The following is a 24,683-nucleotide window of genomic DNA, read 5'->3' on the forward strand; positions in this document are numbered from 1 at the left end:
TGGCTCACTGCCCGAAGCGCATCGGCACGAGCAGGTAGCGGTAGTCCATCGATTCCTCGCTGTCCGCTTCCTGCTGGCCGTCGAATTCCACGGGCTTGACGGCCGTCGTCATCTTCATGCGCACGTACGGCTCGGCGATGGCAGCGATGCCGTTCTGCAGGTAGCTGGGGTTGAACGCCACGGTGATGTCCTCGCCATCGAGGTCGACGTCGAGGATTTCGTTGGCCTGGGCCTCGTCGAGCGCGCCGGCGGTCAGCGCCACCTCGTCCTCGGTGAACGTCATGCGCACCGGCTCGTTCTGGCCGGCGACGAGCGCGACGCGCTTGATGGCGTCGAGCAGGTCCTGCTTGCCGAGCACGGCGTGGATCGGGTATTCGTCGGCGTAGAGGCGGTCGACGGCCGGGAATTCGCCGTCGGTGAGCTGGATCGTGGAGATGCGGCCGGCATTCTCGATGCCGATGAGCGTCGGCTTGGCCGGATCGCAGTAGACCGACACGTTCTGGTGGGTGTCGAGGGAATGGGCGACGTCGCGCAGGATGCTGCCCTTGACCAGCGCGGTGGCTTCCAGCGCCTCGTCCTGCGGCGTCCAGCTGAACGTGGCGCGCGACAGGCGGAAGCGGTCGGTGCTCGAAAGCGTGACGGTGTTGCCGTTGAACTGCATGCGGATGGCGGCCAGCACCGGACGCACCTCGTCGGTGGCGACGGACACGGCAGCCTGGTTGATGGCCTGGGCGAACGTCTGCGCGTCCACCTGGCCGATGAGCGGCGGCAGCTGTGGCAGGTCCGGGAATTCGGTTTCCGGCATCAGCTGCAGCGTGAACGTCGACTTGCCCGACGTGATGCGCAGCTTGTTGCCTTCGGTCGCCAGATATGCCTTCTCGGCGGGCAGGCTTCGGGAAATGTCGGACAGGAGCTTGCCGAGCACGACGACGCTGCCCGGTTCGTCGACGCCGGCCTCGATGCGGTCGCGTGCCGTCACTTCATAGCTGAATGCCGAAAGCTGCAGCGAACCGTCCACCGCTTCAAGGCGGATGCCGGAGAGGATGGGGTTCGGCTGACGGCTGTTCAATGCCCTTGATGCCCATGCCACAGCATCGGCGAGGGAAGTGGAGTTGACTTCGACTTTCATGCATGCTCCTGTCGTTTGGTCTTCGTGGTCTTCATTCTATCCGTCCGATGCGCTTTGCGTTCGAGGGTTGCGGCCCGTTATTACTACGACGATGACCTCTAAAGGGAGAGCTTGAGTTAGTAGTAATAATAAGTCCGGTGGATATGTGGATAATGTTGTTGAAACGTTGAAACGCCGCGAGTTATCCACCGGAGAACCTTGTGGATAACTTTTGGATGGCCTGTGGATAATTCAGGTACTTATCCACAGGAAAACATCGGTCTCGGAGTTATCCACATTTTTGGTGGATATATCAACAGCTTGTCCACGCGAAAATGGCGGTTATTCACCGCTTATCCCGAGGATTCACCCACATTTGTGGATAAGCATGTGGATAACTTTTCCGAAAATTCTCCACCGCCGGGAGTGTCGCATTATCCACCGGACCCGTGGAAAACCTATTCGGAATGGCGCAGCTGCATCGTCAGCTGGTTCACGTAGTTGTAGATTTCCTGGTTCTCGCGCATCTCGTTGGAAATGCGGTCGCAGGCGTGCATGATCGTCGTATGGTCCTTGCCGCCGAACACCTGGCCGATATCGACGAGGCTCATGCTGGTCATCTCACGCGTCAGGTACATGGCGATCTGGCGTGCCAGCGCCACGTTCTTCGTGCGCTTGCGGCCTACCAGGTCGTCGAACGTCAGGTGGAAGAACCGGGCCGTCTGGCCGATGATGTCGGACGGCTTGGCGTCCACGTCGTTGCTGAAGAAGTCCCGCAGCGTCTGCTCGGCGAGCGCACGCGTCACCGGCTGGTGGTTGAGCGACGCGACGGCGGTGACGCGCGTCAGCGCGCCTTCGAGCTCGCGGATGTTCTCGGTGAACCGCTCGGCGATCAGGTCGAGCACGTCGTTGGGCACCGGGACGCCGGTCACCGACGCCATCATGCGCAGGATCGCCGCGCGCGTCTCGAGGTCCGGCGGCTCGACCTGCACGGTCAGGCCCGACTCGAAGCGCGAAATCAGGCGCGATTCGAAGTCCTTGAGGTTCTTCGGCGCGACGTCGGAGGAGATGACGATGCGCTTGTTGGCCTGGTACAGCGTATTGAAGGTATGGAAGAACTGCTCGAGCGTCGACGTCTTGCCGCCAAGGAACTGGATGTCGTCGATGAGCAGGATGTCCACCTCGCGGTAGCGCTTGTTGAACTCCGCCATCGGCTTCGTATCGGACCCCTCGGGCCGCAGCGACTCGATGAACTCGTTCGTGAACTCCTCGCTGGTGACGTAGCGCACCTTGAGCGAGGGCTCCTTGCGCAGCGCCTCGTTGCCGATGGCGTTGAGCAGGTGCGTCTTGCCCAGCCCGGATCCGCCGTAAATACACAGCGGGTTGAAGTCCTGCCCGGAGCCTTCGGCGACGGCCAGCGCGACGGTGCGCGCGAACCGGTTCGAGTTGCCCGGTATGAACGTGTCGAACGTCGCGGCCTTGTTCAGGTGCGTATCGGGGTCGCGTTCCTGCAGCGTCTTCATGCCGGTGCCGAATCCCTGCGGCGGCATCGTCGTCGACGGGATGGGCAGCTGCCCCTGCGTCGGGGCCGGCGTGGATTCCACATGCACCACGACTCCCGTTGCCGTCAGCTGGCCCTGCGCCGGGGCCGCTGCCGCATGCGCCTGCGGCAGCGGCAGCCGCTCGGCGACCGTTTCCTCAAACGTTTGCGCCTGCTGGTCGAGAGGGTCGGGCTGCCCCGCTGCGGCCAGCGTCGGCTGGCTGGCATCCAGCGTGCCCTGCACCGGTACGGAAGGGTGGGAGCGGTCACGCTCGGCCAGCGACGGGAAAGATCCGGTGGCCGGCGCCGATGCGTCCGTCAGCGGCGAGGATGGCACCGGCGATGACGGGGAGGAAGGAGATTGCTGGGCACCCTGGGATTGCATCGGCGGCTCCGCGGCGGCCGGCTCGGCCGTTTCGGAAGCCTTCGCAACGGGGGACGGGGCTCCCTGAGCCGCTTCGGAAGCGGGGGTTTCGCGCGGGCCGATCTTGAACGCGGGGAACATCGGCTGGCCGGCATTGGCCATCCGCAGCGCCTGCATCAGCGGGGCGTTCAGGTCGTTCTGGAGCACCTGCAGCGTCGTGTTGTCCTCCACGCACAGCACGATGGTGGGGCCGTAGACGGCTTCGGGCATCACGCCGCCGAGCCATGCCTTCTGGCGGCTGGAGAGCTTGTTGTTGAGAATGGCAAGCGTGTTCATCCAGATGTCAGTGGCCTGGGTCCCCGGGTCGAGGTTGTCATCGCCCATCCTGTGCGAGCCTCCTGATTCATGAAAAAGTCAACATCTAATATCTACTCCCAATCGGGGAAGTTATCCACATGCTTGCGTGTTGCAAAACAAGGGAATGTGAATAACATCGGTGTAGTTTATCGACAGAGTTATCCACATTTTGGGGTGCTGGAAAACAAGGAATTGTGAATAACACGCGTGTAGTTTGTGGATAACTTTCCGCCGGTTTTCCCCACCATTCCAACGTTTTGTAAACAGTCCGCGAAAACGCCATCCACGGCATGGCCCCTTGAGGGGTATCGCCATGGCCGCGCAAAGCGCACCGCCACTTGTATTCAGGGTAGGGGTGAGAGTACTTTGGTAGAGCTTGACTCATGAGGAGCCGTGCACAAGCATGGCTGAATACAACCGGGAGCATTGATTATGAAGAGGACATTCCAGCCGAACAACCGCCGTCGCCACATGAAGCACGGCTTCCGCGTGCGCATGCGCACCCGTTCCGGTCGTGCGCTGATCAACCGCCGCCGCGCCAAGGGCCGCAAGTCCCTGTCCGCCTGATCCGTCGGGCTACAAGGAGCGAATGGGCGAAGTGGAACGGCTCAAGAGCCATCGCGAATTCGTTGCAGTACTTCAACGCCGTCGCAGGGTTTCCGACCATGACATCGTGGTGCATTACCGTTTGCGGGAAGGGAATCCGGACGGCGTTCGCGTAGTTTCAGGCAACCGCATGGGGCTCGCCGTATCCAAGTCGGTGGGCAACGCCGTCGTGCGCAACCACGTTAAGCGGCGGTTCCGCGTGCTCGCCGCGGCGCATGAAGGGCTGTTGCCCGAAGGCTGCGACATCGTCATGCGCGCCAAGCCGAGCGCGGCGACGGCTTCGTTCCAGTCGCTCGACGCCCAGGTGGCGCGGCTGTTCGCCGACGTGCACGCCAAAGCGTCGCGCCAATGAGCTCCGCCGCCGCCCGCGCCGCGATGAAGGCGATCCGCTGGTACCAGCGGCGCATTTCGCCGCAGCTGGGCCCGCAATGCCGCTACTATCCGAGCTGCTCGCGCTACGCGTTCGAGGCAATCGAACGGTTCGGCGCATTGCGCGGAGGGCTGCTTGCGGCGCTGCGCATACTGAGGTGCCGCCCATGGTCGCGAGGCGGCATCGACGACGTTCCGGCCCGTTTTTCCCCGTTCTATAGGTTTTCATGGTCGAAGGCGCATGAAGAGCCTCGGCTGCAACCCCGCGCAGACGTTCGAGAAGGAGAAGACGTCCCGTCATGAACAGCGATAATTTCATGCTCGATAGCGGATTCTGGGGCTGGCTGTACAAGCTGCTGACCCCGGTCGAATGGCTCATGACCTGGATCATGAAGCTGTTCCATAGCTTCCTGACGCTCATCGGCATGCCGGCAGTGGGCCTTTCGTGGGTCTTTTCGATCATCTTCCTCGTCATCGTCGTGCAGGCATGCGTGTTCCCGCTCTTCTACAAGCAGATGAAGTCGATGCGGCGCATGCAGGCCATCGCGCCGAAGATGGCGAAGATCCAGAACAAGTACAAGGGCAAGACCGATCCCGCCAGCAAGGAAGCGATGCAGCGGGAGACGATGAAGCTCTACCAGGAGAACAACGCGAACCCGATGAGCTCGTGCCTGCCGATGCTGATCCAGGGCCCGGTGTTCATGTGCATGTTCTACGTGCTCTCCGCCATCCCCTACATCGGCCGCGGCAAGCGCGCCCCGCTGGGCGCCTTCGACGTGGCGACGGCGCAGGAGTTCTCCAAGACGACGTTCTTCGGCACGAAGGTCACCGACACGTTCACGACGGCCCAGGCTTCCGGCAAGGTCGTCATCGCGCTCTTCGTGGCCCTGATGTGCGCCTGCCTGTGGTACATGCAGTACAACACGATGAAGAAGAACACGGCCGCCGCCACGATGAACAAGCAGAACGAGCGCATGCAGAAGATGATGCTGTGGCTGTTCCCGATCATGTACATCTTCTCCGGCGTCGCGATGCCGTTTGCCGTGCTCGTCTACTGGCTCGCCAACAACATCTGCAACCTGCTGCGCTCGTTCTGGCAGATCCGCGAATTCCCGACGCCCGGCTCCCCGGCTGCCGAGGCGAAGGAGAAGCGCGACCACGACAACGAGAACCGCAAGCGCGCCAAGGAAGGCCGTCCCTCCCTCGAGGAGGAGGCGCTGACCAAGGCGAAGGCCGAGAACGACCGGCGCGTGGCGCAGGGCTTCCAGCGCCAGCAGCCCAAGCGCAAGAACCGCAACAAGAAGAAGTGAGCGCCGCCAGGCTCCGCCGTTGCGTGGAACCATGGGTGCGTGAAATGTGGGGGCGACGCCGCCAGCCAGCCAGGTTCTACCGTTGCGTGGAACCGCGGCCCGGCGCTTCGCCCCGTTTGCCTAGACTGTTTGTAGCTTCAACACCAAGGAGTACGCATGGTACAAGACGACAAGACGATCGACCAGCTCAACGACGAAGCCGACATCGCGGCCGATTACCTCGAGGGGCTGCTCGACATCGCCGACTATGAAGGCGATATCGAAATGGGCGTGCGCAACGGACGCCCGATGATCCAGATCGTCGCCGACGACGATTCCGACATCAAGCACCTCATCGGCCGCAACGGCGAAGTGGTGGACGCCCTGCAGCAGCTGACGCGCCTGGCCGTGCAGCAGCGCACCGGCGAGCGTTCGCACCTGATCGTCGACGTGGACGGCTACCTCAAGCGCAAGCGCCAGATCCTGCGCGACATGGCGCTCGACGCCGTCGACGAGGTGCGCGAGACCGGCGAGCCGGTGGACCTGAAGCCGATGAACTCGTTCGAGCGCAAGGTGGTGCACGACGTCGTGCGCGACGAGGGCCTCAAGTCCCGCTCGCATGGCGAGGAGCCCCACCGCTACGTCACCGTGTACCTCAAGCGCACCGAGGAGGACGGCGAAGACTACGAGGACGGGTACGTCGAGGAGTAGCCGCAGCCCGTTACCCATTCGCAGCAAGCCCCCGCATGGGGGCTTTTCCAATCGGGGTGCCTCCGAGGGGAGGCGAGGAAGCAGGAACGATGTCGAAATCGAAGAAGCGGCGCCGCGGGGCGCCCAACGAGCCCAACCCATACCGCCAGGCGCGTGCCGAAGCGCAGAAAAGGCGCGAAGCCGAGCAGGTCAAGGCCAGCCAGGAGCTGCCGAAGGCCCCGCCGAAGCAGAAGCCGACGGTGCTGACCGTCGTCGGCGCCGTGCTCGTCGTCGTGGCGCTCGTCATGAGCTGCATTGCGCCGCTGGCGTTCGCAGGGTTCTGGGTGTCGATCGTGGCCGTCGTCGTCGCGGTGGCGAACATCCCGGCGCCGAAGAAGGTGACGAGCCCGCTCAAATGGCGCCTCGGCGTGCTGGCGGCCGCATTGCTGTCGGTGCTGTTCACGGCGATGTCGGTGGACTGGTCTGCCGTGACGTGGTAACGCCATGCCGGCATCCCCGGTGCCTCTCGACGACATGGGGAGCGCCACTGGTGATGCATACGTTGGGCATGGCGACGTGCCGGTGGCCGGATGAGATGGCAACGTGCCATTGCCGGGCCTCATCCTGCCGCGGTGAACACGTCGCCGTTTCCCGTGAAACAGGTAGGATAGGGGCTTATGACTGACGATACTGACGAACAAACCGGTGCAGCGCTGGAGCAGGAGCTGCACGACGAACTCGAAGGCAGCCCGCTGCTCGAGCGCATGCTGGGCCCGGCGATGCCCCAGCTGGAAACGTTCCACGACAAACTGATGGCCGAAGGCGTCGAGCGCGGCATCATCGGCCCGCGCGACCAGCCGATCCTGTGGGAGCGCCATATCCTCAACTCGGCCGCCGTCGTGCCGTTCATCCGCAAGTCGCTGGCCAAGAAGCAGTTCAAGACGGTCGCCGACATCGGTTCGGGCGGCGGCTTCCCGGGCCTTGTGGCGGCCGCGTTGCTGCCCGAGGCGTCGTTCACGCTCGTCGAGCCGATGGAGCGCCGCGTCGAATGGCTCGACGAATGCGTCGAGCAGATGGGGTTGAACAACGTCACCGTCGTGCGCGCGCGCAGCGAGGAGGCCATCGGTGCGCTCAAGCGCCACGGCACGCTCAAGGGCCCGGCGCCCAAGAGCACGCTGGCCGTCGACGCGGCCACGCTCGAGGCCATCCACCACCCGTTCGCCGTCGTTACCTGCCGCGCCGTCGCGCCGCTGACCAAGCTGGCCGGCTGGACGCTGCCGCTGCTCGTGCCCGGCGGCCAGCTGATCGCCCTCAAGGGCAAGTCGGCGCAGGCGGAAATCGAGAAGGCGGCGAAGGAAATCGCGCATCAGGGCGGCATGAATCCCCGCGTCATCGAAGCCCCGGTCGCCGGCGGGCTGACGCCGACGTATGTCGTCGTCGTGACGAAGCGGAAGTAGCCGTCGCCTGTGGATAAAGTTATCCACATTTTCCGAATCTTGTGGATATTATCCACATTCGTTTTCCACAGCGCGACGGACGCTGGAAAACAGTTGGAAAATAGCGGAAAATCTTGAGCAATAATCGACGGCTGGAACGTGGGTTATCCACCGGTTATCCACACTTATCCACAGTTATCCACGGCACTGCGCCGTGTCCATACGGCTGAAGAAACTGGAACCACCAGCAATAAATGAGGAGGGCCTCTTCGTGGCGGATCAAGGGAACGTCCCTGGCATGGAAAGCGCACAGGAAACCATCAGCAGAATTTTCGGGGGAGATGATTCGTCGCTCGGCGCGGAAATCGCCGACGAATCGACGCGCTACGAACGCGTGCACTCCGCTACGTTCACCCCTCCGGCCGAAACGCGCCGGCTGGCAGTCGCCAACCAGAAGGGCGGCGTCGGCAAGACGACGACGGCGGTGAACGTCGCCGCGGCGCTGGCCGAAGGCGGCCTCAACGTCCTCGTCATCGACATGGATCCGCAGGGCAACGCCTCGACGGCGCTGGGCATCGAGCACCCTTCCGGCACCCCGTCGGTCTACGACGTCATCGAAGGGCGCCTGTCGATTGCCGAAGTCAAACAGGAGTGCCCCGATTTCCCGAACCTCGACGTCGTGCCGGCCTCGATCGATCTGTCGGGCGCCGAGCTCGAGCTTGCGGACATGCCCAACCGCAACAACCTGCTCAAGGAGAAGCTCGACGAATTCCTCGAGGCAAGCGAGAAGCATTACGACTACGTGTTCATCGACTGCCCGCCGAGCCTGGGCCTGCTTGTCATCAACGCGATGTGCGCGGTCAACGAAATGCTGATCCCGATCCAGGCCGAATACTATGCGCTCGAAGGCCTCGGGCAGCTCATCAACACGATCGGCCTCGTGCAGCAGAACTTCAACCCCGCGCTGCTCGTGTCGACGATGCTCGTCACGATGTACAGCAAGCGCACGCTGCTCAGCCAGCAGGTGTATGCCGAGGTCAAGAGCCATTACCCGTCCATCGTGCTCGACACCGCCATCCCGCGCACGGTGAAGGTGTCGGAAGCCCCGAGCTTCTTCCAGAGCGTCATCAAGTACGATCCGCATGGCAAAGGTGCGATTTCCTATTGCGAAGCGGCGCTGGAAATCAACGAGCGGTCCGCCGTCGTACTGGAAACCATCGGCATGAGGAGAAACGAGAACTGACATGGCGAAATCACGGTTAGGCAGGGGTCTGGGCGCGCTGTTCCCGGCTCTCCCCGGCGAGCAGCTCAAAACGAAGCAGGGCGACGCGGCCCAGAAGAATGAGGCTCCCACGCCGCAGGAAGCGGCGGAAGCGGCCGACCTGGCAGCGCAGGCCGCCCAGCAGGCCACGAGCGGCGAACCGGCTGCCGTGGCAGCGGCGGCGCCCAACGGCACTGCGCAGGCCGATGACGCGGCGCAGGGGGCTGCCCAATCTCAATCTCAGGAAGAAGCACAGCAGGCGGAACCGGAAGCGCCGATCTCGCCGCTGGACTCCACGATTCCGTCGATGGGCGAAATGACGCGCAATGCCGACACCGTCTCGCGGCTGTCGAAGCCGATGACGCTGACGCCGCAGGCCGCCGAACACAAGCTCGAGCCGGCGCAGGAATCCGGCGCGGCCCAGGAGGAAGCCGCGCAGCCGAACGGTTCGAAGCGCGCCGCGATGCCGTCGATCGGCGACATGGCGCACCCCAGCGACCTGTTCTTCGGCGCCTCGGTGCTCGACGACGACAAGATGGCCAAGCTCAAGGCCGCCAACGACGCGGCCAAGCAGGCCGTGCAGGGCGACGCGGCGCCGGCCCCCGCTGAAAGCGCCACGCAGGGCGCTGGCAGCGCACAGGGCGACGACGGCATGGAGCTCAAGCCGGTGCAGGGCGGCTACCTGGTGGAGCTGAGCCTGAGCGACATCGGGCCGAATCTGCACCAGCCGCGGACGGTGTTCGACGAGAACGAGCTCAAGGAGCTCGCGCAGTCGATCAAGGAAGTGGGCGTGCTGCAGCCGATCGTCGTGCGCAAGCGTCCGGCCGAGCAGATCGAGGCCGCCCGCGCGCGCATGGCCGCCGAACGCGAAGCCGCCGAAAACGAAGCGGCAGCGAATGCCGGCGCTGAAAACGCAGCCGCCGAGAGCGACCCCCCTGCCGCAAATGCCTCCCAGAGCAGCGAAACGCAGCCCCAGAACGCCGCAAAGCCGTCGCTGCAGGAATGGCTCGACCGGCAGTTCGAAGGCCGTCTGGACAGCGAATACGAGCTCGTGATGGGCGAACGCCGCTGGCGCGCCTCGCAGCTCGCCGGCTTCGACACCATCCCCGCCATCGTCAAGACGACGGCCGACGACTACATGCTGCGCGACGCGCTGCTCGAGAACCTGCACCGCGTGGCGCTCAACCCGCTTGAAGAGGCGGCCGCCTACCAGCAGATGATCGACGAATTCGGCCTGACGCAGCTGCAGCTGTCGAAGTCGGTGTCCAAGTCGCGTCCGCAGATCGCCAATACGCTGCGCCTGATGAACCTGCCGTCCGCCGTGCAGAAGCGCGTCGCCGCCGGCGAGCTGACGGCCGGCCACGCCCGCGCGCTGCTGGGCCTGAAGAACGACGCCGACATGGAGGCGCTGGCCGAACGCATCGTCAACGAGGGGCTGTCGGTGCGCAGCACCGAGGAAATCGTGTCGCTCAAGGCCGCCGAAAACGGCGAGAAGCTGCACAAGCAGAAGTCGAACCGCGCCAACCCGTGGTCCGGCTCGGCCATCCAGCAGCATCTCGAGGACCGCTTCGACACGAAGGTGACGATCAAGGGTTCCGAAAAGCACGGCCGCATCGAAATCGTGTTCAGCTCGCCCGACGAACTCGACCGCATCGCGGCGCTGCTCGCCCCCGGCGAGACGCTTCCCGGCGCGCAGGAAACGCTCGAGGCGCACGCCGCAGCCACCGAACGTTCCTGAAAATCTCGATTCAGCATTCCGGTTCCAACAGCCCAGCCGCTTCCGACCAGCGGCTGGGCTGTTGCGTTCCGGACGTCCAACGGAACGCCGACAGGCGAATTTCGGGCGCCGGCCGCGGCCGTTCCGTAAGGTAGGGGGCATGAGCGAAAACGTACGTCAAGCAGTCATCATCGGCTCCGGCCCGGCCGGCTATACGGCGGCCATCTACCTGGGCCGCGCGGGCCTCAAGCCGCTGGTCGTCGCCGGCGCGCTGACGCCGGGCGGCCAGCTGATCAACACCACCGAAGTGGAGAACTACCCGGGCTTCCCGGACGGCATTCTCGGCCCCGACCTGATGGAGAACATGCAGCGGCAGGCCGAGCGGTTCGGCGCCGAACTGGTGTTCGACGACGCCGTGTCGGTGGCGCTGGCCGAACCGGTCAAGCAGATCGCGCTGTCCGGCGGCTGCGAAATCGACGCGCGCGCCGTCATCGTCGCCACCGGCTCGAGCTACCGCAAGCTCGACGTGCCGGGCGAGATCGACTATTCCGGCAAGGGCGTTTCGTATTGCGCCACCTGCGACGGCTTCTTCTTCCGCGGCAAGCCGGTCGTCGTCGTCGGCGGCGGCGACAGCGCGCTGGAAGAGGCGCTGTTCCTCACGCGCTTCGCGTCGTCGGTCACCGTCATCCACCGCCGCGGCCAGTTCCGCGCCTCGCGGATCATGGTGGACCGCGCCGTCGCCAACGACAAGATTTCGTTCGTCATGGACTCGCGCGTCGAGCAGATTGTCGGCGACGGCACCGGCGTGACGTCGGTACGCGTACGCAACGTCGCCACCGGCGAGGAAACGGACCTGCCGGCCAACGGCGTGTTCGTGGCGATCGGCCACGAGCCGTGCACGGCGTTCCTCGACGGCCAGCTGCCGCTCACCGACCGCGGCTACATCCAGGTGGCCGGCGCGTCGGCGAAAACGGTCGTGCCGGGCGTCTTCGCGGCAGGAGACTGCGTCGACGACGTCTACCAGCAGGCCATCAGCTCCGCGGGCATGGGGTGCCGCGCGGCGCTGGACGCACAGCATTACCTTGACGAGCTGTCCGCATAGGGCAAGCCCGCCTTCCTTCCTCCACCACCAAGCCCCGCCGGTTCCTTGCGGTTCCGGCGGGGCTTCGTTTTCTGCGTCCATGGGCCTTGCCTGCTACGGGGAGATTTCCTCGCGGTGGCCGCGAACGTTGCCGTGTACGGCTTGCTGCGCGTCCGCCGTGCGGCAATGGCGGCTTTAGTAGGCCTTCATCGATTCGATATAGAGCTGGTTGCCCGGCAGGCTGTCGATCGGCACCCACAGCACGATGTCCTGCGTCTTGACGGCCTTGTCGAACACGACGTCGGTCGTGCCGGACTCGGCGAACGTGAACTGCGCGACCTGCTCGCCCTGCGTCGGGTCGCCGGCCGTGTTGACGCGGATGTAGCCGGTGCCGCCGGAGGAGCGGATCGTAATGACGACGCGCGAGACCTCCTCCTGCTGGCTCAGGTGCAGGTAGTAGCCGTAGCCCTGCTGGCCGTTGGGCTCATTGAGGAACTTCTGCGACGCCACCGTGTACGGGGTCGTGTTCGTCGTCGTGGCCGATTCGGTCGGCGACGGGCTTTCGGTGGCGGTAGGCGACTTCGTGGGGGTCGGCTGGTCCTCGCTCGCGTCCTCGCCGGTACGGGAGCCGAACGGCACGTCGTTGAGGTTCATCGACGGCCAGTAGCTCGTGTCGTCCTCCTTGAGGAACCCGAACAGCGAGCCGCCGGTGGCCAGCGAATGCACCGCTACGCCCAGCGCCGCCACGAGTGCGACGATGACGACGATGATGACGGCCAGGCGCCCGCGGTGCTTCTTCTTGCCGTCGTCGTCCTCCAGCGTCGGCAGCGTGGCCTTCGCCGGGCTCGACTGCGGGGCGTAGCTCGGCGGCAGCGCCGCCAGGCCCGCGTCGTACGTTTCGTTGATCTGGCGGCGTTCCTCGTCCAGCGCCCGCTGCGATTCGGCGCCCGGAGGCACCACCTTGCCGTCGGGACCGATGACCGGAATGCGGCCGGTGGAGTTGATGGAATCGACCAGGTCGCGCGAGCCGTCGCGAATGCCGCTGACGTCCATCGACACCGTCATGCGGTTGGGCTGCAGCGGCGATTCCGGCTCGTCGCCGGTGAACGCCGTGAACATTTCGGTGGCGTCGGAAGGGTTGATTTCCGGCGTCGTGCCCGTATCGGGGGCGGGCTTGCCCTCCATCATCGCCTTGCTGGCGCTCCACAGCGACTTGAAGCCGGCGGCCTGCATCGCCTCCGTCTTCTCGCCGGGGTTCTCGTCCTCCTCCTCGTCGATGAGCGGGCCGACATCGGCCAGCGGATCGTTGATGGCGTTGAACACCAGCGACGGCATCGTTTCGGACGAGGCGAGCGACTCGGGCAGCGGGATGATGTCCGAAGGCAGCACCGGCTTGACCGGCGCCGACACGATCGAGCATTCGCCTTCGATGCCCGGCAGCCTTACGTCGGTGCGGCTCAACGCATGCATCGGCTTGGGGGCGCCGAGCAGCGCCTCGAGTTCGGCGAGCGTGAGCAGCGGCACGGTGCGCGTGCCCGGTTCGGCAAGGTTCAGGCCGCGCTTGCAGATCGCGCGGAATTCCATCGGCAGGTCCGCGGGCAGCTTATCCAGCGAGAACTGCTGGTTGAGGCGCGAGGGCTCGCGCACGATCAGGCAGTACAGCGTGGCGGCCAGCTGGCATACGGCGAGCCGTTCGTCGCCGGAGCCCGGCGTGCATCCCGACAGGTCCGACAGCGCGGCGGAGACGGGAGTGTCGGCCAGCTGCACGCCGCTCTTGGTCAGGCGCACGGTGTCGGTGCTGATCGACTTGTGGGTCAGGTGGTCGTGGTGCAGCTGCATCAGCGCCTTGCAGGTGTCGGCGATGATCGAGCGCATCGCCTCGTAGGTCATCGGACGCTGCGGCATCGCCTCGATGTACTGGGACAGCGAGAGGCCCTGGTCGATCTGCGTGAGCACGATGGCGACGTCGCCGTCATGCTGCAGCTGGAAGACCTGCGTGAAGCGGGGGTTGCGGCTCAGCGCGAGGGCGCCGGCCACGGCGTTGACGCTGGGCAGCACGGCGCGGTTGTTGACGATGAACAGCTGGCAGTCGCGCGACAGCACGCGGTCGCTGGCTTTCCACACCTGCAGGCCCGGTTCTTCGCGCAGGGGCGAAACGAGCGTATAGCGGTTGAGAACGGTGTCCCCCAAATGAGGCTTCATGGTTTCCTCTGCTTCACGATGCCTGGTTGAATTGGTTGGCGCTGGAACGGCCGGGGCCGCAGCTGCGGACGGTCCGCCATGCGCCGATGCTGCGGTTGCCATATTACCGGCCCCCGTAGAAGGAATCTCGGCCAGTTCCGCCGGCACCGGCGGCCCGAGTTCCTCGACTTCGTTGAGCGGTTCGGCCAGCGTTTCCTCGGCCGGAATCTGAGATTCTCCTCCGGTCGCCTTGGCGCCGCCGGGAAGCTTCCTGCGCACGAGCGCGACGACCGACATCAGCTCGTCGGAACGCATCAGCCACAGCGCGCCGAAATAGACGATCGCCAGCGCGATGCCGAGCAGCGCCGCCGAACCCAGCGACTGCACCCAGCTCATCGAGCCGTCGTCGGCGCCCACCTCGATGCCGAGCAGGCTATAGACCGGCTGGCGCAGCAGCAGGCCGGCGACGGTGGCCGCCGCGGCCGCGACGAACGCCTTGACGTACGCGGAGGCGATGCGCTTGCCGTCCAGGCGCCGCTCGAAGCGCTTGCGCAGCATGAACACGAGCGGGACGAACGAAATGATGTAGCTCAGCGTCGACGACAGCGCGACGACGGTGACCCACTGCGTTGCCGGCAGGAACGCCATCAGCAGGTACATCAGCGCCAGCTGCAGGCCGTTGAAGATGCACATGAAGATGAACGGGCTCTTGCCGTCCTCGAACGCGTAGAACGTGCGCTGGATGATCAGGTAGGCGCTCGTCAGCGGCAGCGCGACGCCCAGCGCCATCAGCGGCGCGCAGATCAGCAGCGCCTGCTTGACGGCCACCGACGGCAGCAGCGCGCGCGTAATCGACAGCGGCATGACGAGGAACGCCGCCGTGAAGAAGAACATGATCGTGCCGACGCTGCGCAGCGCGTCGGAGAGGTCCTCGCGGGCCGCGTCGATGCGCCGGTCGGCGACGGCGGCGGAAATCTGGGGGAAGATCGCCGTGGCCACCGAAACGGCGATCAGCGAATACGGCAGCAGGTAAATCGTGGACGCGTTCTGGTAGGTGGCGTTGCCGGCCACGTCGAACTGGCTGAGCCCGAGATTGCTTTCGGCCAGCTGCGGCGCCGACGTCGTCACGCGGGTGATGAGCACGTTGGCGAGCTGGTCGACGACGACGATGCCCAGGCTCCATGCGGCCACCGGGCCCATCTGGCGCAGGCCGATGCCGCGCGGGCCCCACTTGAAGCGGTAGTGGATGCCGATCCTGCGCAGCGGCGCGAACAGGATCAGCGCCTGGAACGCCACGCCCAGCGTCCACATGCCGGCGGTCAGCAGCAGCTTGTCCTGCGTCCAGAACGCCAGCGGCTCCTCGGTGCCGTTGCCGAACATCACGATGAACGCCACGAAGCCGATGCAGCTGATGACGTTGGCGCCCACCGAGCTCCACGCGTACGTGGCGAAATGGTTCTTCGCCGCCAGCACCTGCCCGATGACGGTATACAGGCCGTAGAAGAAGATCTGCGGCATGCACCACAGCGTGAACGCCTCGGTCAGCGCGATTAGCTGGGGGCTGCCGTTGACGTACATGCGGGCCAGCAGCGGCGTGCAGCAGGCCATGAGCACCGTCACCGCGGCGAGCAGCACGATGGCGAACGTGATGAGCTTGTTGAGCCGCTCCTCGGCGTCCTTGGCCTTGAGCGTGCGCACGATCTGCGGCACCAGCACCGCGTTGAACACGCCGCCGGAGACGAGCGTGTAGATGACCTGCGGGATCATGGCGCCCGCCTGGTAGGCATTGGCTGCCATGCCGGTCGTGCCCAGGGCGGCCGCCAGCAGGATCGTGCGGATCTGCCCGGTGATGCGCGAGGCGGCCGTTCCGGACGCCATGATCAGCGAATTGCGGCCTACTGAAGAGCTCATTCGTCGGGATCCTTCTTGCGGTGGAACTGGCGCCACAGCCCGACCACGCCCAGCAGGCAGGCTATGACGATGAACGCGACGCCGCTTTTGTCGCTGATTTGCAGCGCGCTGGTGATGGTGGTGTATTTCGGCGTGCCGAACGCCTGGTCGTTGCCGTCCAGCAGCTGTTCGGTGGCCGTCGTCGTGCCGGACGTGGACACGCGGATCGTGAACGTCACCTGCGCCTCGCCCTTGGCCGGCACCTGCGTCGTGGCGAACCGCGACGTGACGATCTCCATCGAATCGGTGATCGACGACACCTTGACGCTCACGGGGTAGGGCAGCGCGTTGCTGACCGTCACCGGCAGCGACGCCGTTTCGCTGACGACGTTGACGGTATTGGACGACGTAATGGACACGCTGTCGAGCAGCTGGCTGGCGAAGTCGGCGGCCGCTTCCTGCATCGCGTGCGACAATGCCGACGACGTGCCGCCGGCCAGCAGCGCCTCGGCGTCGTGCGCCTGCATCAGGTAGCTGGTCCACACGTTGGCGTTGAGCTTGCCGTTGGCGTCGGGCTGCGCGGAGGCGTCCGCGCTGGCCGACGGGCTCGCCTCGGTCTCCGGATCGTCGCCGTCGCCCCCGGAGCCGCTGGACGCGGACGGGGAGGGGGAGCCGGAGCCCGGTTCGGTAAGGATCGTCGACGTGAACCGCTCGATGTCCTCCCGGCTCGTCTGCAGCGATTCGAGCACCGAGCGCACGGCCGCCACGTTCACGTCCGAGTCTTCATCGTCGGCTGGCACGCGCGCCGCCGCGTCGTCGCCCGACAGGTACGGGTCGGCGTCGGCGATGGCGTCGAGGTCCTTCAGGTCGAGCCAGCTGGCGTTGCCGAGCGCCTCCATCAGCGCCCCCGCTTCGGAGGCCGACGTCGAGGCGCCCATGCACACCAGCACCGAGCGTTCGGTATACGGCTGCTCCATCTGGTAGAACGCGCTCTGCGCAATGAAGCGCGCGATGCGCCCGGCCTGCGTCGCCTCGGCCGCCGCGTCGCCGCTTGTCGCGTCTCCCGACGCCAGCGTGCTGAGCACCGGCTGCGCGGCCAGCACCGTCACGTCACCGGCCGAGGTCGGCACGGCGTAGGTGGACGTGTGCACCGTCGAATCGTCCTGCATGTCGAAGTCATGGGTGGCGATGACGCGCGTATAGCCCTGTTCGCGCGCCCGCTCGAGCGCGTCCATCGTCCAGATCCCGTCGCCTTGCCAGGCGTAGGAGGCGAGCTCGGCGTCATCCGAGCCGATGATGCCGCGGTATTCGTTGAGCCCGGTCGAGGCGGTCCAGCTCTGCATCTTGATGCCGGCGTCCCGGTAGAGCGCCGCGTCGTCGATCTGCGCATACGCGGTGATGTCGAAGCCAGCCGCCTGCATCAGCCCGTGCAGGTGCGGCGTGGATACGGACTTGAGCGCCTTCGGGTCGCCTACCAGCTGCAATGCGGGGTATTGCGACCCAAGATTGTCCTTCTTCTTGAGTTCTTCCTTCGCGCTGTCCGCAACGCCGACGATGGCCGCCGGGTCGCTGGAAGCCGTCGCAGGCGACGACAGCAGCTTCGCCGCGGCGTCGGAATCTTCCTGCCATTGGGACGTCGTCAGCGGCATTGCGATGGCGACGTTGAGCTGCGGCGTGCGCGAGGAAGCCAGCCCCTCCCACGAGCGCGTCAGGAACGTATAGTCTATGGCTTCGGCGCCGCCGGCGACGGCGTACTGCAGCGCGAGCGGGCGCGGGCCCCAGCTGCCGATCGAAGCGAGCATGTCGTTGTCGGCGTCGACGTCGACGCTTACCGTCGCGCTGTCGCCGGCGGCAATCGGCGCGACGGAAACGCTGCCGAGCTCGTCGGGCGCCGGAATGCCGCTGGTGCCTTCCGCCCATTGCTGGATGTCGGTGCGCGACACGAACGTATGGTTGAGATTGGCGAGCAGCGAGAACGTGCCGGAAGGCATCGCCGTCGTCGTGCCGTTGGCGATATTCACGGTGACGTGCAGCCCGGAGGTGGCGGTGACGACCGGCGTGATGTCGACGACGTCGATTGTCACGGCGTTCGCAGCGGTTCCGTCGGTTCCGGCGCTTTCGGCGCTTTCGGAAGATTGCCCGGCGCCGCTGCCGTCGCCTTCGTCGCCGAACGCCGTGCCTGCGCCGATTCCGACGGCCACGGCCAGCGTCACGGCAAGCGCGGCCAGCGCGCACCACGCGCGCAGCGCCCAGCGCCAACGGGTTGAACGGTGATCCACTTCCTACGCCTGTCTGTTGAGTTTCCTTGCGTACAGCCAAGCGATTTTACGCTCATTGGGGTAGCTCAAAACATCATCGAGATCCTCGAAGTCTACCCAGATTGCGTCTTCGGCCTCGTGATCGGGGTCGCCATCCACCGAAAGCTCGCCGCCGATCTGCCGCAAGGCGAAGTGGTGCACGAGCTTGTGGACGCGCTGGCTGGTGCCTGTAAACCAATAGTCTATCGTTGCTATGGAATCTACCACTTCGCCAAGGATGCCCGTCTCCTCGTGGATCTCGCGCACCGCAGTCTGCTGCGGCGTCTCGCCCTTTTCGATGTGTCCCTTCGGCAGGCACCATTCCAGGTGCCCGCTGCGCGAATGGCGCGCGATGATCGCCACGCGGCCATGGTCGTCGAACACCAGGCCTCCGGCGGAATATTCGCGCACGACCGGCAGTTCCTGGGCGTCGAGCGACGCGAACGTTTGCGGGCGGTCGCTGGCGCGGCGCCGGGGCATCATCGCCGGCGTCGGCGTGCCCGGCTGGGCGTCGCTGGAGGCGTTCCCGGCAGGGGCCAGCCCGTCGGATTGCGACGTGTAGAGCAGGCGGTCGGGTTCGAGGGGGTTTTGGGCATGGTTCGCCGCAGCGTTGGCATGCATGCGTGCAACGTCTGCGGGCGTAATCATGCCTTCAACATTACTCACTCCTGCGTGCAGGTGGGGTAACGGTATGCTTGAAGGGCATAAACGTCACGGGGCGAAAGGGTGCAAGTGGATTTCGAAGTATGGCCGGAAGCCATGGAACTGGGGCGCATGTTCGCCGCCGAAGGCTATGAGCTGGCGCTGGTCGGGGGGCCGGTGCGCGACCTGCTGCTCAAGCGGCCCAGCCACGACCTTGACTTCTGCACGAACGCACGGCCCGAGCAGTTCGAGCCGATCCTGCGGCGTTTCGGCCACGACGGCTTCTGGGACATGGGCCGCAAGTTCGGCACGCTCGGCGCGATGCGCCGCCGTCCCGACGGCACCGAAGTGAAGGTGGAAGTCACCACCTACCGTTCCGACACCTACGATCCGGATTCGCGCAAGCCGGAGGTCAACTACGGCGACACGCTCGAAGGCGACCTGTCGCGCCGCGACTTCACCGTCAACGCGATGGCGCTGCGCGTGCCGGACATGGAATTCGTCGACCCGTTCGGCGGCGCGAACGACCTGAACCGCAAGATCCTGCGCACGCCGGTCGACCCGCGCCAGTCGTTCGACGACGACCCGCTGCGCATGATGCGCGCCGTGCGGTTCGTCGCCCAGCTGGGCTTCTCGATCGCCCCCGATATGGCCGAGGCGATCTGCGACATGGTCGAACGCATCGACATCGTCTCCGCCGAACGCGTGCGCGACGAGCTGGTCAAGCTGCTGATGAGCGACCGGCCGCGCGCCGGCATCGAGGCGCTCGTCGAATCCGGTTTGGCGGACATCGTCTTCCCCGAGATTCCGGCGCTGCAGCTGGAAATCGACGAACACCACCGCCACAAGGACGTGTTCGAGCACACGATGATCGTCATCGACCGCGCCGTCGCGCTCGAAACCGGCGAGGACGGCCCGGTGCCGGGCCCCGACCTCACGCTGCGGCTGGCCGCCCTGATGCACGACATCGGCAAGCCCAAGACGCGCCGCTTCGAGCCGGGCGGCAAGGTGAGCTTCCACCACCACGACGCGGTCGGCGCGAAAATGACGCGCAAGCGCCTGAAGGCGCTGCGCTTCGACCACCACATGGTCGAGGACGTCTCGCGCCTGGTGGACCTGCACCTGCGCTTCCATGGCTACGTCGACGAACCGTGGACCGATTCGGCCGTGCGCCGCTACGTCAAGGACGCGGGCCCGCTCTACGAGCGCCTCAACCGGCTGACGCGCGCCGACGCGACGACGCAGAACAAACGCAAGGCGCTCGTGTTCGAGCATGCGATGGACGAAATGGAAGAGCGCGTGCGCCAGCTCAAGGAGCAGGAGGACTTCGACGCCATCCGCCCCGACCTCAACGGCGACGAGATCATGGCCGAGCTGGGCCTGGAACCGGGCCCCGCAGTCGGCCGCGCCTACCGGCACATGCTCGAGTTCCGCCTCGACAACGGCCCGGTCGGCCACGACGAAGCCGTCGCCGAACTGCGCCGCTGGGCGCAGGAAGAGCTGTAAAACGGCGGCTGCCGCAGGTATGCGCGGCAGCCGCCGTCGAAAATCTCAAATCTTTGGCAGAACGCAACGCTGGCGTCTGGATACGTCAGGCAGCCCGGAAATCTCAGCCAACTGCCGTGTGTTCCGGCGCCTTGGCGAGGTTCGTCATCGTGTCCGCGGCTACGCAGCCAGAGATGTTGACGATGTCGGAACCGGTCTTCGGCACGTCTTCGGTGTCGACGAGATTGTTGAACGAGTCGCCGAGCACGACGTCGATGAGCTTGTCGGAACGGTCGTCCATCACGAGCTCGGCGTCATTGAAGTTCGAAGCGAGCGTATAGGCCTCGGGAATGGCGTTCTTGCCGAACTGGATGATTGTGCGCTCGACGTCGGAATCGGAATAGTTGTCGACGCCCTGCAGCACGAACTCGCGGTTTTCCAGCGCGCTGCCGACGGCCTGCGCGAAGCCGGAGGAGGAGGTGCCGTTGAGCACGCGCACCGTCACGCTGCGGTTTTCCAGGTACTTGTTCGTCGCTCCGTCGGCGCCCGGGTTGGCGCACGGCGCGGTGATGCCGTAGTTGGGTTCGTCCTCGGCCGTTTCGACTTCGCCGAGGCCCCCGACGTGGAAGAAGAACAGCAGCGCGATGATGAAGGCGACGACGAGGACGGCTCCGATGGTGGAGAACACGATGGTCTGGCGGCGGCGCATGTATTCCTTGCGCGCTTCCCTTTCGTCGTTGTTGTCGGCCATAACACTCCCTGGATCTACGCTTGCTGCAAGTCTTCAGCTTACCGGCAAGAGCTGACGCGCCGGCAATCTTCAGCCGTGGTTTCGCACAATGGGCACAACCGGCGCCGTTGCACGGATCGTGCGGTCGACGGCGTCGCGGCTGATCCACGCCCGCTCCACGCGCGCGGCGATGGCGTCGTCCGGAACGAACGCGATGACCGACGGGCCGGAACCGGAGACGAACGCTTGCGTTGCGCCGGCCTGCAGCGCCGCCTCGACGGCGAGACCCGAGCGCGGATGCAGCGCAATCGCCGCCCGCTGCAGGTCGTTGCAGTCGCCGGGGCCCGCGCCCATCTCGTCGAACGCCGCGTACACTTCCGGCGTGCTCAGTTGCGAGCGGTACGCGCCGAGCAGCACGGTGCCGTCGAACCCGCGGGCTTTCAGCGTCTGCACCTCCGGGCTGTCCGCGGCCAGCGGCTCGATGACGTCGCCGAAACCGGTGCCGCGCGCGTAGCCGCCGGTCAGGCAGAACGGCATGTCGGCGCCGAGCGTCGCCGCCACCGACTGCAGCCGTTCGAGCGGCCAATGCAGGTCCCACAGCGCATCCAGCGCAAGGATCGTCGCGGCGGCGTCGGCCGAGCCGCCCGCCAGGCCCGCGCCGACCGGAATGTTCTTCTCGATGGCGATTGACACGTCCGGGTCGACGCCGGCGGCCTGCGCCATCGCGAATAGCGCGAGCACCGCATGGTTGCGTCGCATGTCGGTCGACGACGACGCGAGGTCGCCGAGGAACCGTCCGGAAATATCAAGCGAAAAGCCGGCGCCGGGCGCCTTCGACACCACCGTCACCGTATCGGCGACGCTGATGGCGCAGTAGACGGTGTCGAGCTCGTGGCGGCCGCCCCATTCCTGGCGGCGCGGGCCGACGTGCAGCGTCAGGTTCGTTTTGGCCGGCGCGTCGACGCTGACCACCTGTCCCGCCCCGCTCACCGTCCGCCCTCCTTCATTTCCCGCATGGCTGCGGCGAGGCGTGCGAATTCGCCGATGGTGAGCGTTTCGCCGCGCCGCGTCGGGTCGATGCCAGCTTCTTGGAATGCTTCCGCAGGAACGAGCTTCTTCAGGGCCGCATGCAGCGTCTTGCGGCGCTGGCCGAATGCGGCGTCGACGAGTGCGAACGTGTCCTCGCGCGACGCTCCGTCGCGTTCCGCTTCCGGCAGCTCGCCGCCGGGGTAGCGCGTGAACTTCACGAGCGCCGAATCGACGTTCGGCGCCGGCCAGAACACGTTGCGGCCAATCGTTCCGGCGCCGGTCGCCGTGCCGTACCAGGCGAGCTTCACGCTGGGAGTGCCGTAGATCTTCGAGCCCGGGCCGGCCGTGAGCCGGTCGGCGACCTCTTTCTGCACCATGACGAGGAATGAATCCAGGTTTGCAAAGCGCTCAAGCAACGTCAGCACGATCGGCGTCGCGACGTTGTACGGCAGGTTGGCAACGAGCGTGAACCGTTCATCGTCGCTGAATTGCGGCAGGTTGGCAGGGGTGACGGCCAATGCGTCGTTGTTGACGACGTCGAAGCGGCTAGAGGCTTCGGGCATGTATTCGCCGACGGTATCCGGCAGCCGTTCGGCCAGCGGCGGGTCGATCTCCACCGCCGTGACGCTCGCGCCGGTCTCGAGGATCGCCAGCGTCAGCGAGCCCAGGCCCGGCCCGACTTCCAGCACATGGTCGCCGGCGCCCACCCTGGCTTCGCGCACGATGCGCCGCACCGTTCCGGGGTCGATGACGAAATTCTGGCCGAATTTCTTCGTCGGGCTGATGCCGGCGTCGGCCGCGATGCGACGGATGTCGGCGGCGCCCAGCAGGCGCCCTGCCGAGCCTTCCTCGCTTTGCGTCATGAAGGTCCTTTGCTTCAATACGTTCCCATTCCCCACCATTCTACCGACCTCACCCACCGGCCCGGCGTCTAGGCGCCGACGACGCCCAAAGCCTGTGAGCTAGCTGCCTCCAACCGCCCACGGCTGTCCAGACTTTCGGGCCCCTTGAACCCACTGGACACAACGTGGTTTGGGCTCATGTGCAAAACCCTTGGAATACCGCGGTTTCTAGGGATGCTAGCCTCCGAGATTGTGTCCAGCGATCTCAAGCCCCCGAAAGTCTGGACCGCTGGAATATGCAAACGCCCGCCATGGATGCCGTCCCTGCTGGGAGGAGCCCTTTTCCGTACCCTCGGGCACGGCATCGCTGTGAGCACGGAGCGTAATTTGTGTACTATACTACACAAAAATCATTTTTTGAACTGTTTTGTGTAGTATACTACATGAAATAGGTTCCCAGACAAGCGCGCGAAAGCGCGTGATAGAGAGAAAAGAGAAGGAGAGACCTGATGATTCCCCGTCCTGCGTATCTTGGCCTTCTCAACCGGTTCCGGAATCTCGGGCAGATCAAAGTACTCACCGGCGTACGGCGGTGCGGGAAAAGCACGGTGCTGCAGCTCTTTGCCGACCAGCTGCTTGCGGAAGGCGTGCCGCCTGAAAACATCATCCAGCGACGTTTCGATGATTTCAATATGCCGCTAGGCTTCACTGGAGAAGACCTGCGCCAGGAACTGGCTGCTCGGTTCGAACAAGCACAGGAAGGAACCGTCTACGTCTTCCTTGACGAAATTCAGGACGTTCCCGAGTGGGAGCGCGTGGTGCGGCGCCTGCATACCCGTGACAATACCGACGTCTACATCACCGGCTCCAATGCCGGGCTGCTTTCAGGTGAACTGGCCACCTACCTTGCCGGCCGGTACGTGGAGATTCCCGTATACCCGTTGTCGTTCGCTGAATACTATGCGTTCCGCGCCGCGCTCGCGGCGGGGGACGGCGTTCCGGTTCCTTCCGCTGAACAAGCGTTGAATGACTACATGGTCTACGGCGGCATGCCTGGCCTGTACGCTCGCGGTGACGCCATTCCGACAGAGTGGAGAGCAACGCTCTCCGCGGTATACGACAGCGTCGTTGTGCGGGACGTTGCGAGCCGCTATGCGGTTCGGGATATGGAATCGTTGCAGAATCTTGCTGAATATATGTTCTCGACGTCGGGCAATTTCCTCAACCCTACCCGTATCTCCGGCCTGCTGAAAGCGAAGGGGCTCGCGCTGAATCCACGTACGGTTTCGAACTGGATGGAGGGACTGCGGTCGGCGTTCATTCTCTACTCAGCGCGTACGGAACATCTGCGGGGAAGCAAAACGCTGTCGCCGCTGCGCAAATGGTATACCGTCGACAACGGTTTCCGCAATCTCGTGTGCAGCGATCCGCAATCGGATCTGGGGCCGCAACTTGAATCGTTGGTATTCATTGAGCTGAAACGGCGCGGATTCGAGGTGACCGTTGGAAGAATCGACGATCTCGAGATTGATTTCATTGCCAAGCGCGGTCTGGAACGCGAGTATTACCAAGTGACTTGGTCGATGGCGGACGAAGCGGTTCGTCAACGCGAACTCGAACCGTTGCGGCGATTGAGCGATTCATTCCCCCGTACCGTCATCACGATGAACTGGCTTGATGTAGGTCAGGGGATCACCGCCGAGGGAATCCGCATCATCCATGCCACCGATTGGCTTCTCGGCGCCCAGTGACCTGCGTTCTCGGTTCCC

General features: G+C 65.1%; 20 protein-coding genes. 12 read left to right on the forward strand and 8 right to left on the reverse strand.

Annotation, left to right across the window (positions count from 1 at the left end; genetic code table 11):
* Positions 1–4 precede the first annotated feature (4 nt).
* Positions 5–1,129 carry a DNA polymerase III subunit beta gene (dnaN, locus tag AC1AXT_RS07900; RefSeq protein ID WP_476541139.1) on the reverse strand — a complete coding sequence of 375 codons (1,125 nt, stop codon included), beginning with the start codon at positions 1,127–1,129 and terminating at the stop codon, positions 5–7.
* Positions 1,130–1,566: 437 nt separating this feature from the next.
* Entirely contained in the window at positions 1,567–3,396 is a 1,830-nt protein-coding gene (gene dnaA, locus AC1AXT_RS07905; RefSeq protein ID WP_476541141.1) for a chromosomal replication initiator protein DnaA, read from the reverse strand.
* A 405-nt stretch (positions 3,397–3,801) separates the two neighbouring features.
* Between dnaA and rpmH the strand changes: the two genes are divergently transcribed.
* The 10 genes from rpmH (at position 3,802) to trxB (ending at position 11,839) form a co-directional block, all read left to right on the forward strand.
* Entirely contained in the window at positions 3,802–3,936 is a 135-nt protein-coding gene (gene rpmH, locus AC1AXT_RS07910) for a 50S ribosomal protein L34 (RefSeq protein WP_003827866.1), read from the forward strand.
* A gap of 31 nt (positions 3,937–3,967) precedes the next feature.
* Positions 3,968–4,327 (forward strand): ribonuclease P protein component, encoded by a 360-nt coding sequence (rnpA, locus tag AC1AXT_RS07915; RefSeq protein ID WP_476541208.1) that lies wholly within the window; start codon positions 3,968–3,970, stop codon positions 4,325–4,327.
* Positions 4,324–4,647 (forward strand): membrane protein insertion efficiency factor YidD, encoded by a 324-nt coding sequence (gene yidD, locus AC1AXT_RS07920; RefSeq protein WP_476541143.1) that lies wholly within the window; start codon positions 4,324–4,326, stop codon positions 4,645–4,647. Before rnpA ends, yidD begins: the two co-directional genes overlap by 4 nt.
* Positions 4,644–5,654, forward strand: a complete 1,011-nt coding sequence (gene yidC, locus AC1AXT_RS07925) for a membrane protein insertase YidC (RefSeq protein WP_476541145.1) — start codon at positions 4,644–4,646, stop codon at positions 5,652–5,654. Before yidD ends, yidC begins: the two co-directional genes overlap by 4 nt.
* 156 nt (positions 5,655–5,810) lie before the next feature.
* Positions 5,811–6,344, forward strand: coding sequence for a Jag family protein (locus AC1AXT_RS07930; RefSeq protein WP_476541147.1), 534 nt, complete (start codon positions 5,811–5,813; stop codon positions 6,342–6,344).
* An 89-nt stretch (positions 6,345–6,433) separates the two neighbouring features.
* A complete protein-coding gene (locus AC1AXT_RS07935; protein WP_476541148.1) occupies positions 6,434–6,823 on the forward strand; it encodes a hypothetical protein in 390 nt (129 codons plus the stop codon).
* A 177-nt stretch (positions 6,824–7,000) separates the two neighbouring features.
* Complete coding sequence (gene rsmG / locus AC1AXT_RS07940; RefSeq protein WP_476541150.1) at positions 7,001–7,780, forward strand: 16S rRNA (guanine(527)-N(7))-methyltransferase RsmG; 780 nt, start codon at positions 7,001–7,003, stop codon at positions 7,778–7,780.
* A 277-nt stretch (positions 7,781–8,057) separates the two neighbouring features.
* The gene (locus tag AC1AXT_RS07945; RefSeq protein WP_476541152.1) at positions 8,058–9,002 is read left to right on the forward strand and encodes a ParA family protein; all 945 of its coding nucleotides are present in this window, start codon (positions 8,058–8,060) and stop codon (positions 9,000–9,002) included.
* A gap of 1 nt (position 9,003) precedes the next feature.
* On the forward strand, positions 9,004–10,758 hold the full coding sequence (locus AC1AXT_RS07950; protein ID WP_476541154.1) for a ParB/RepB/Spo0J family partition protein: 1,755 nt from the start codon (positions 9,004–9,006) through the stop codon (positions 10,756–10,758).
* Between the two features lie 139 nt (positions 10,759–10,897).
* Positions 10,898–11,839, forward strand: a complete 942-nt coding sequence (trxB, locus tag AC1AXT_RS07955; RefSeq protein WP_476541156.1) for a thioredoxin-disulfide reductase — start codon at positions 10,898–10,900, stop codon at positions 11,837–11,839.
* 174 nt (positions 11,840–12,013) lie between these two features.
* On the opposite strand, the gene AC1AXT_RS07960 is transcribed toward trxB, so the two are convergent.
* The 3 genes from AC1AXT_RS07960 to AC1AXT_RS07970 are packed head-to-tail and all read right to left on the reverse strand — an operon-like array spanning position 12,014 to position 18,834.
* Positions 12,014–15,910: a lipid II flippase MurJ gene (locus AC1AXT_RS07960; protein ID WP_476541158.1), complete on the reverse strand. Its 3,897-nt coding sequence runs from the start codon at positions 15,908–15,910 to the stop codon at positions 12,014–12,016.
* The gene (locus AC1AXT_RS07965) at positions 15,907–18,168 is read right to left on the reverse strand and encodes a DUF6049 family protein (protein WP_476541160.1); all 2,262 of its coding nucleotides are present in this window, start codon (positions 18,166–18,168) and stop codon (positions 15,907–15,909) included. Before AC1AXT_RS07965 ends, AC1AXT_RS07960 begins: the two co-directional genes overlap by 4 nt.
* 3 nt (positions 18,169–18,171) lie before the next feature.
* Positions 18,172–18,834: an NUDIX hydrolase gene (locus AC1AXT_RS07970; protein WP_476541162.1), complete on the reverse strand. Its 663-nt coding sequence runs from the start codon at positions 18,832–18,834 to the stop codon at positions 18,172–18,174.
* A gap of 84 nt (positions 18,835–18,918) precedes the next feature.
* On the opposite strand from AC1AXT_RS07970, the gene AC1AXT_RS07975 reads away from it, so the two are divergent.
* A complete protein-coding gene (locus tag AC1AXT_RS07975; RefSeq protein WP_476541164.1) occupies positions 18,919–20,334 on the forward strand; it encodes a CCA tRNA nucleotidyltransferase in 1,416 nt (471 codons plus the stop codon).
* Between the two features lie 103 nt (positions 20,335–20,437).
* On the opposite strand, the gene AC1AXT_RS07980 is transcribed toward AC1AXT_RS07975, so the two are convergent.
* The 3 genes from AC1AXT_RS07980 to rsmA all read right to left on the reverse strand — a co-directional run bounded on the left by AC1AXT_RS07980 (position 20,438) and on the right by rsmA (position 22,935).
* Positions 20,438–21,064 carry a LytR C-terminal domain-containing protein gene (locus AC1AXT_RS07980; protein ID WP_476541165.1) on the reverse strand — a complete coding sequence of 209 codons (627 nt, stop codon included), beginning with the start codon at positions 21,062–21,064 and terminating at the stop codon, positions 20,438–20,440.
* Positions 21,065–21,133: 69 nt separating this feature from the next.
* Positions 21,134–22,033 (reverse strand): 4-(cytidine 5'-diphospho)-2-C-methyl-D-erythritol kinase, encoded by a 900-nt coding sequence (locus AC1AXT_RS07985; protein ID WP_476541167.1) that lies wholly within the window; start codon positions 22,031–22,033, stop codon positions 21,134–21,136.
* Positions 22,030–22,935 (reverse strand): 16S rRNA (adenine(1518)-N(6)/adenine(1519)-N(6))-dimethyltransferase RsmA, encoded by a 906-nt coding sequence (gene rsmA, locus AC1AXT_RS07990; protein WP_476541168.1) that lies wholly within the window; start codon positions 22,933–22,935, stop codon positions 22,030–22,032. The genes AC1AXT_RS07985 and rsmA overlap by 4 nt, the downstream gene beginning before the upstream one ends.
* A 488-nt stretch (positions 22,936–23,423) precedes the next feature.
* On the opposite strand from rsmA, the gene AC1AXT_RS07995 reads away from it, so the two are divergent.
* Positions 23,424–24,665 carry an ATP-binding protein gene (locus AC1AXT_RS07995; protein WP_476541170.1) on the forward strand — a complete coding sequence of 414 codons (1,242 nt, stop codon included), beginning with the start codon at positions 23,424–23,426 and terminating at the stop codon, positions 24,663–24,665.
* Positions 24,666–24,683: the final 18 nt, after the last annotated feature.

It is taken from the genome of Bifidobacterium sp. LH_450 (assembly GCF_056356715.1).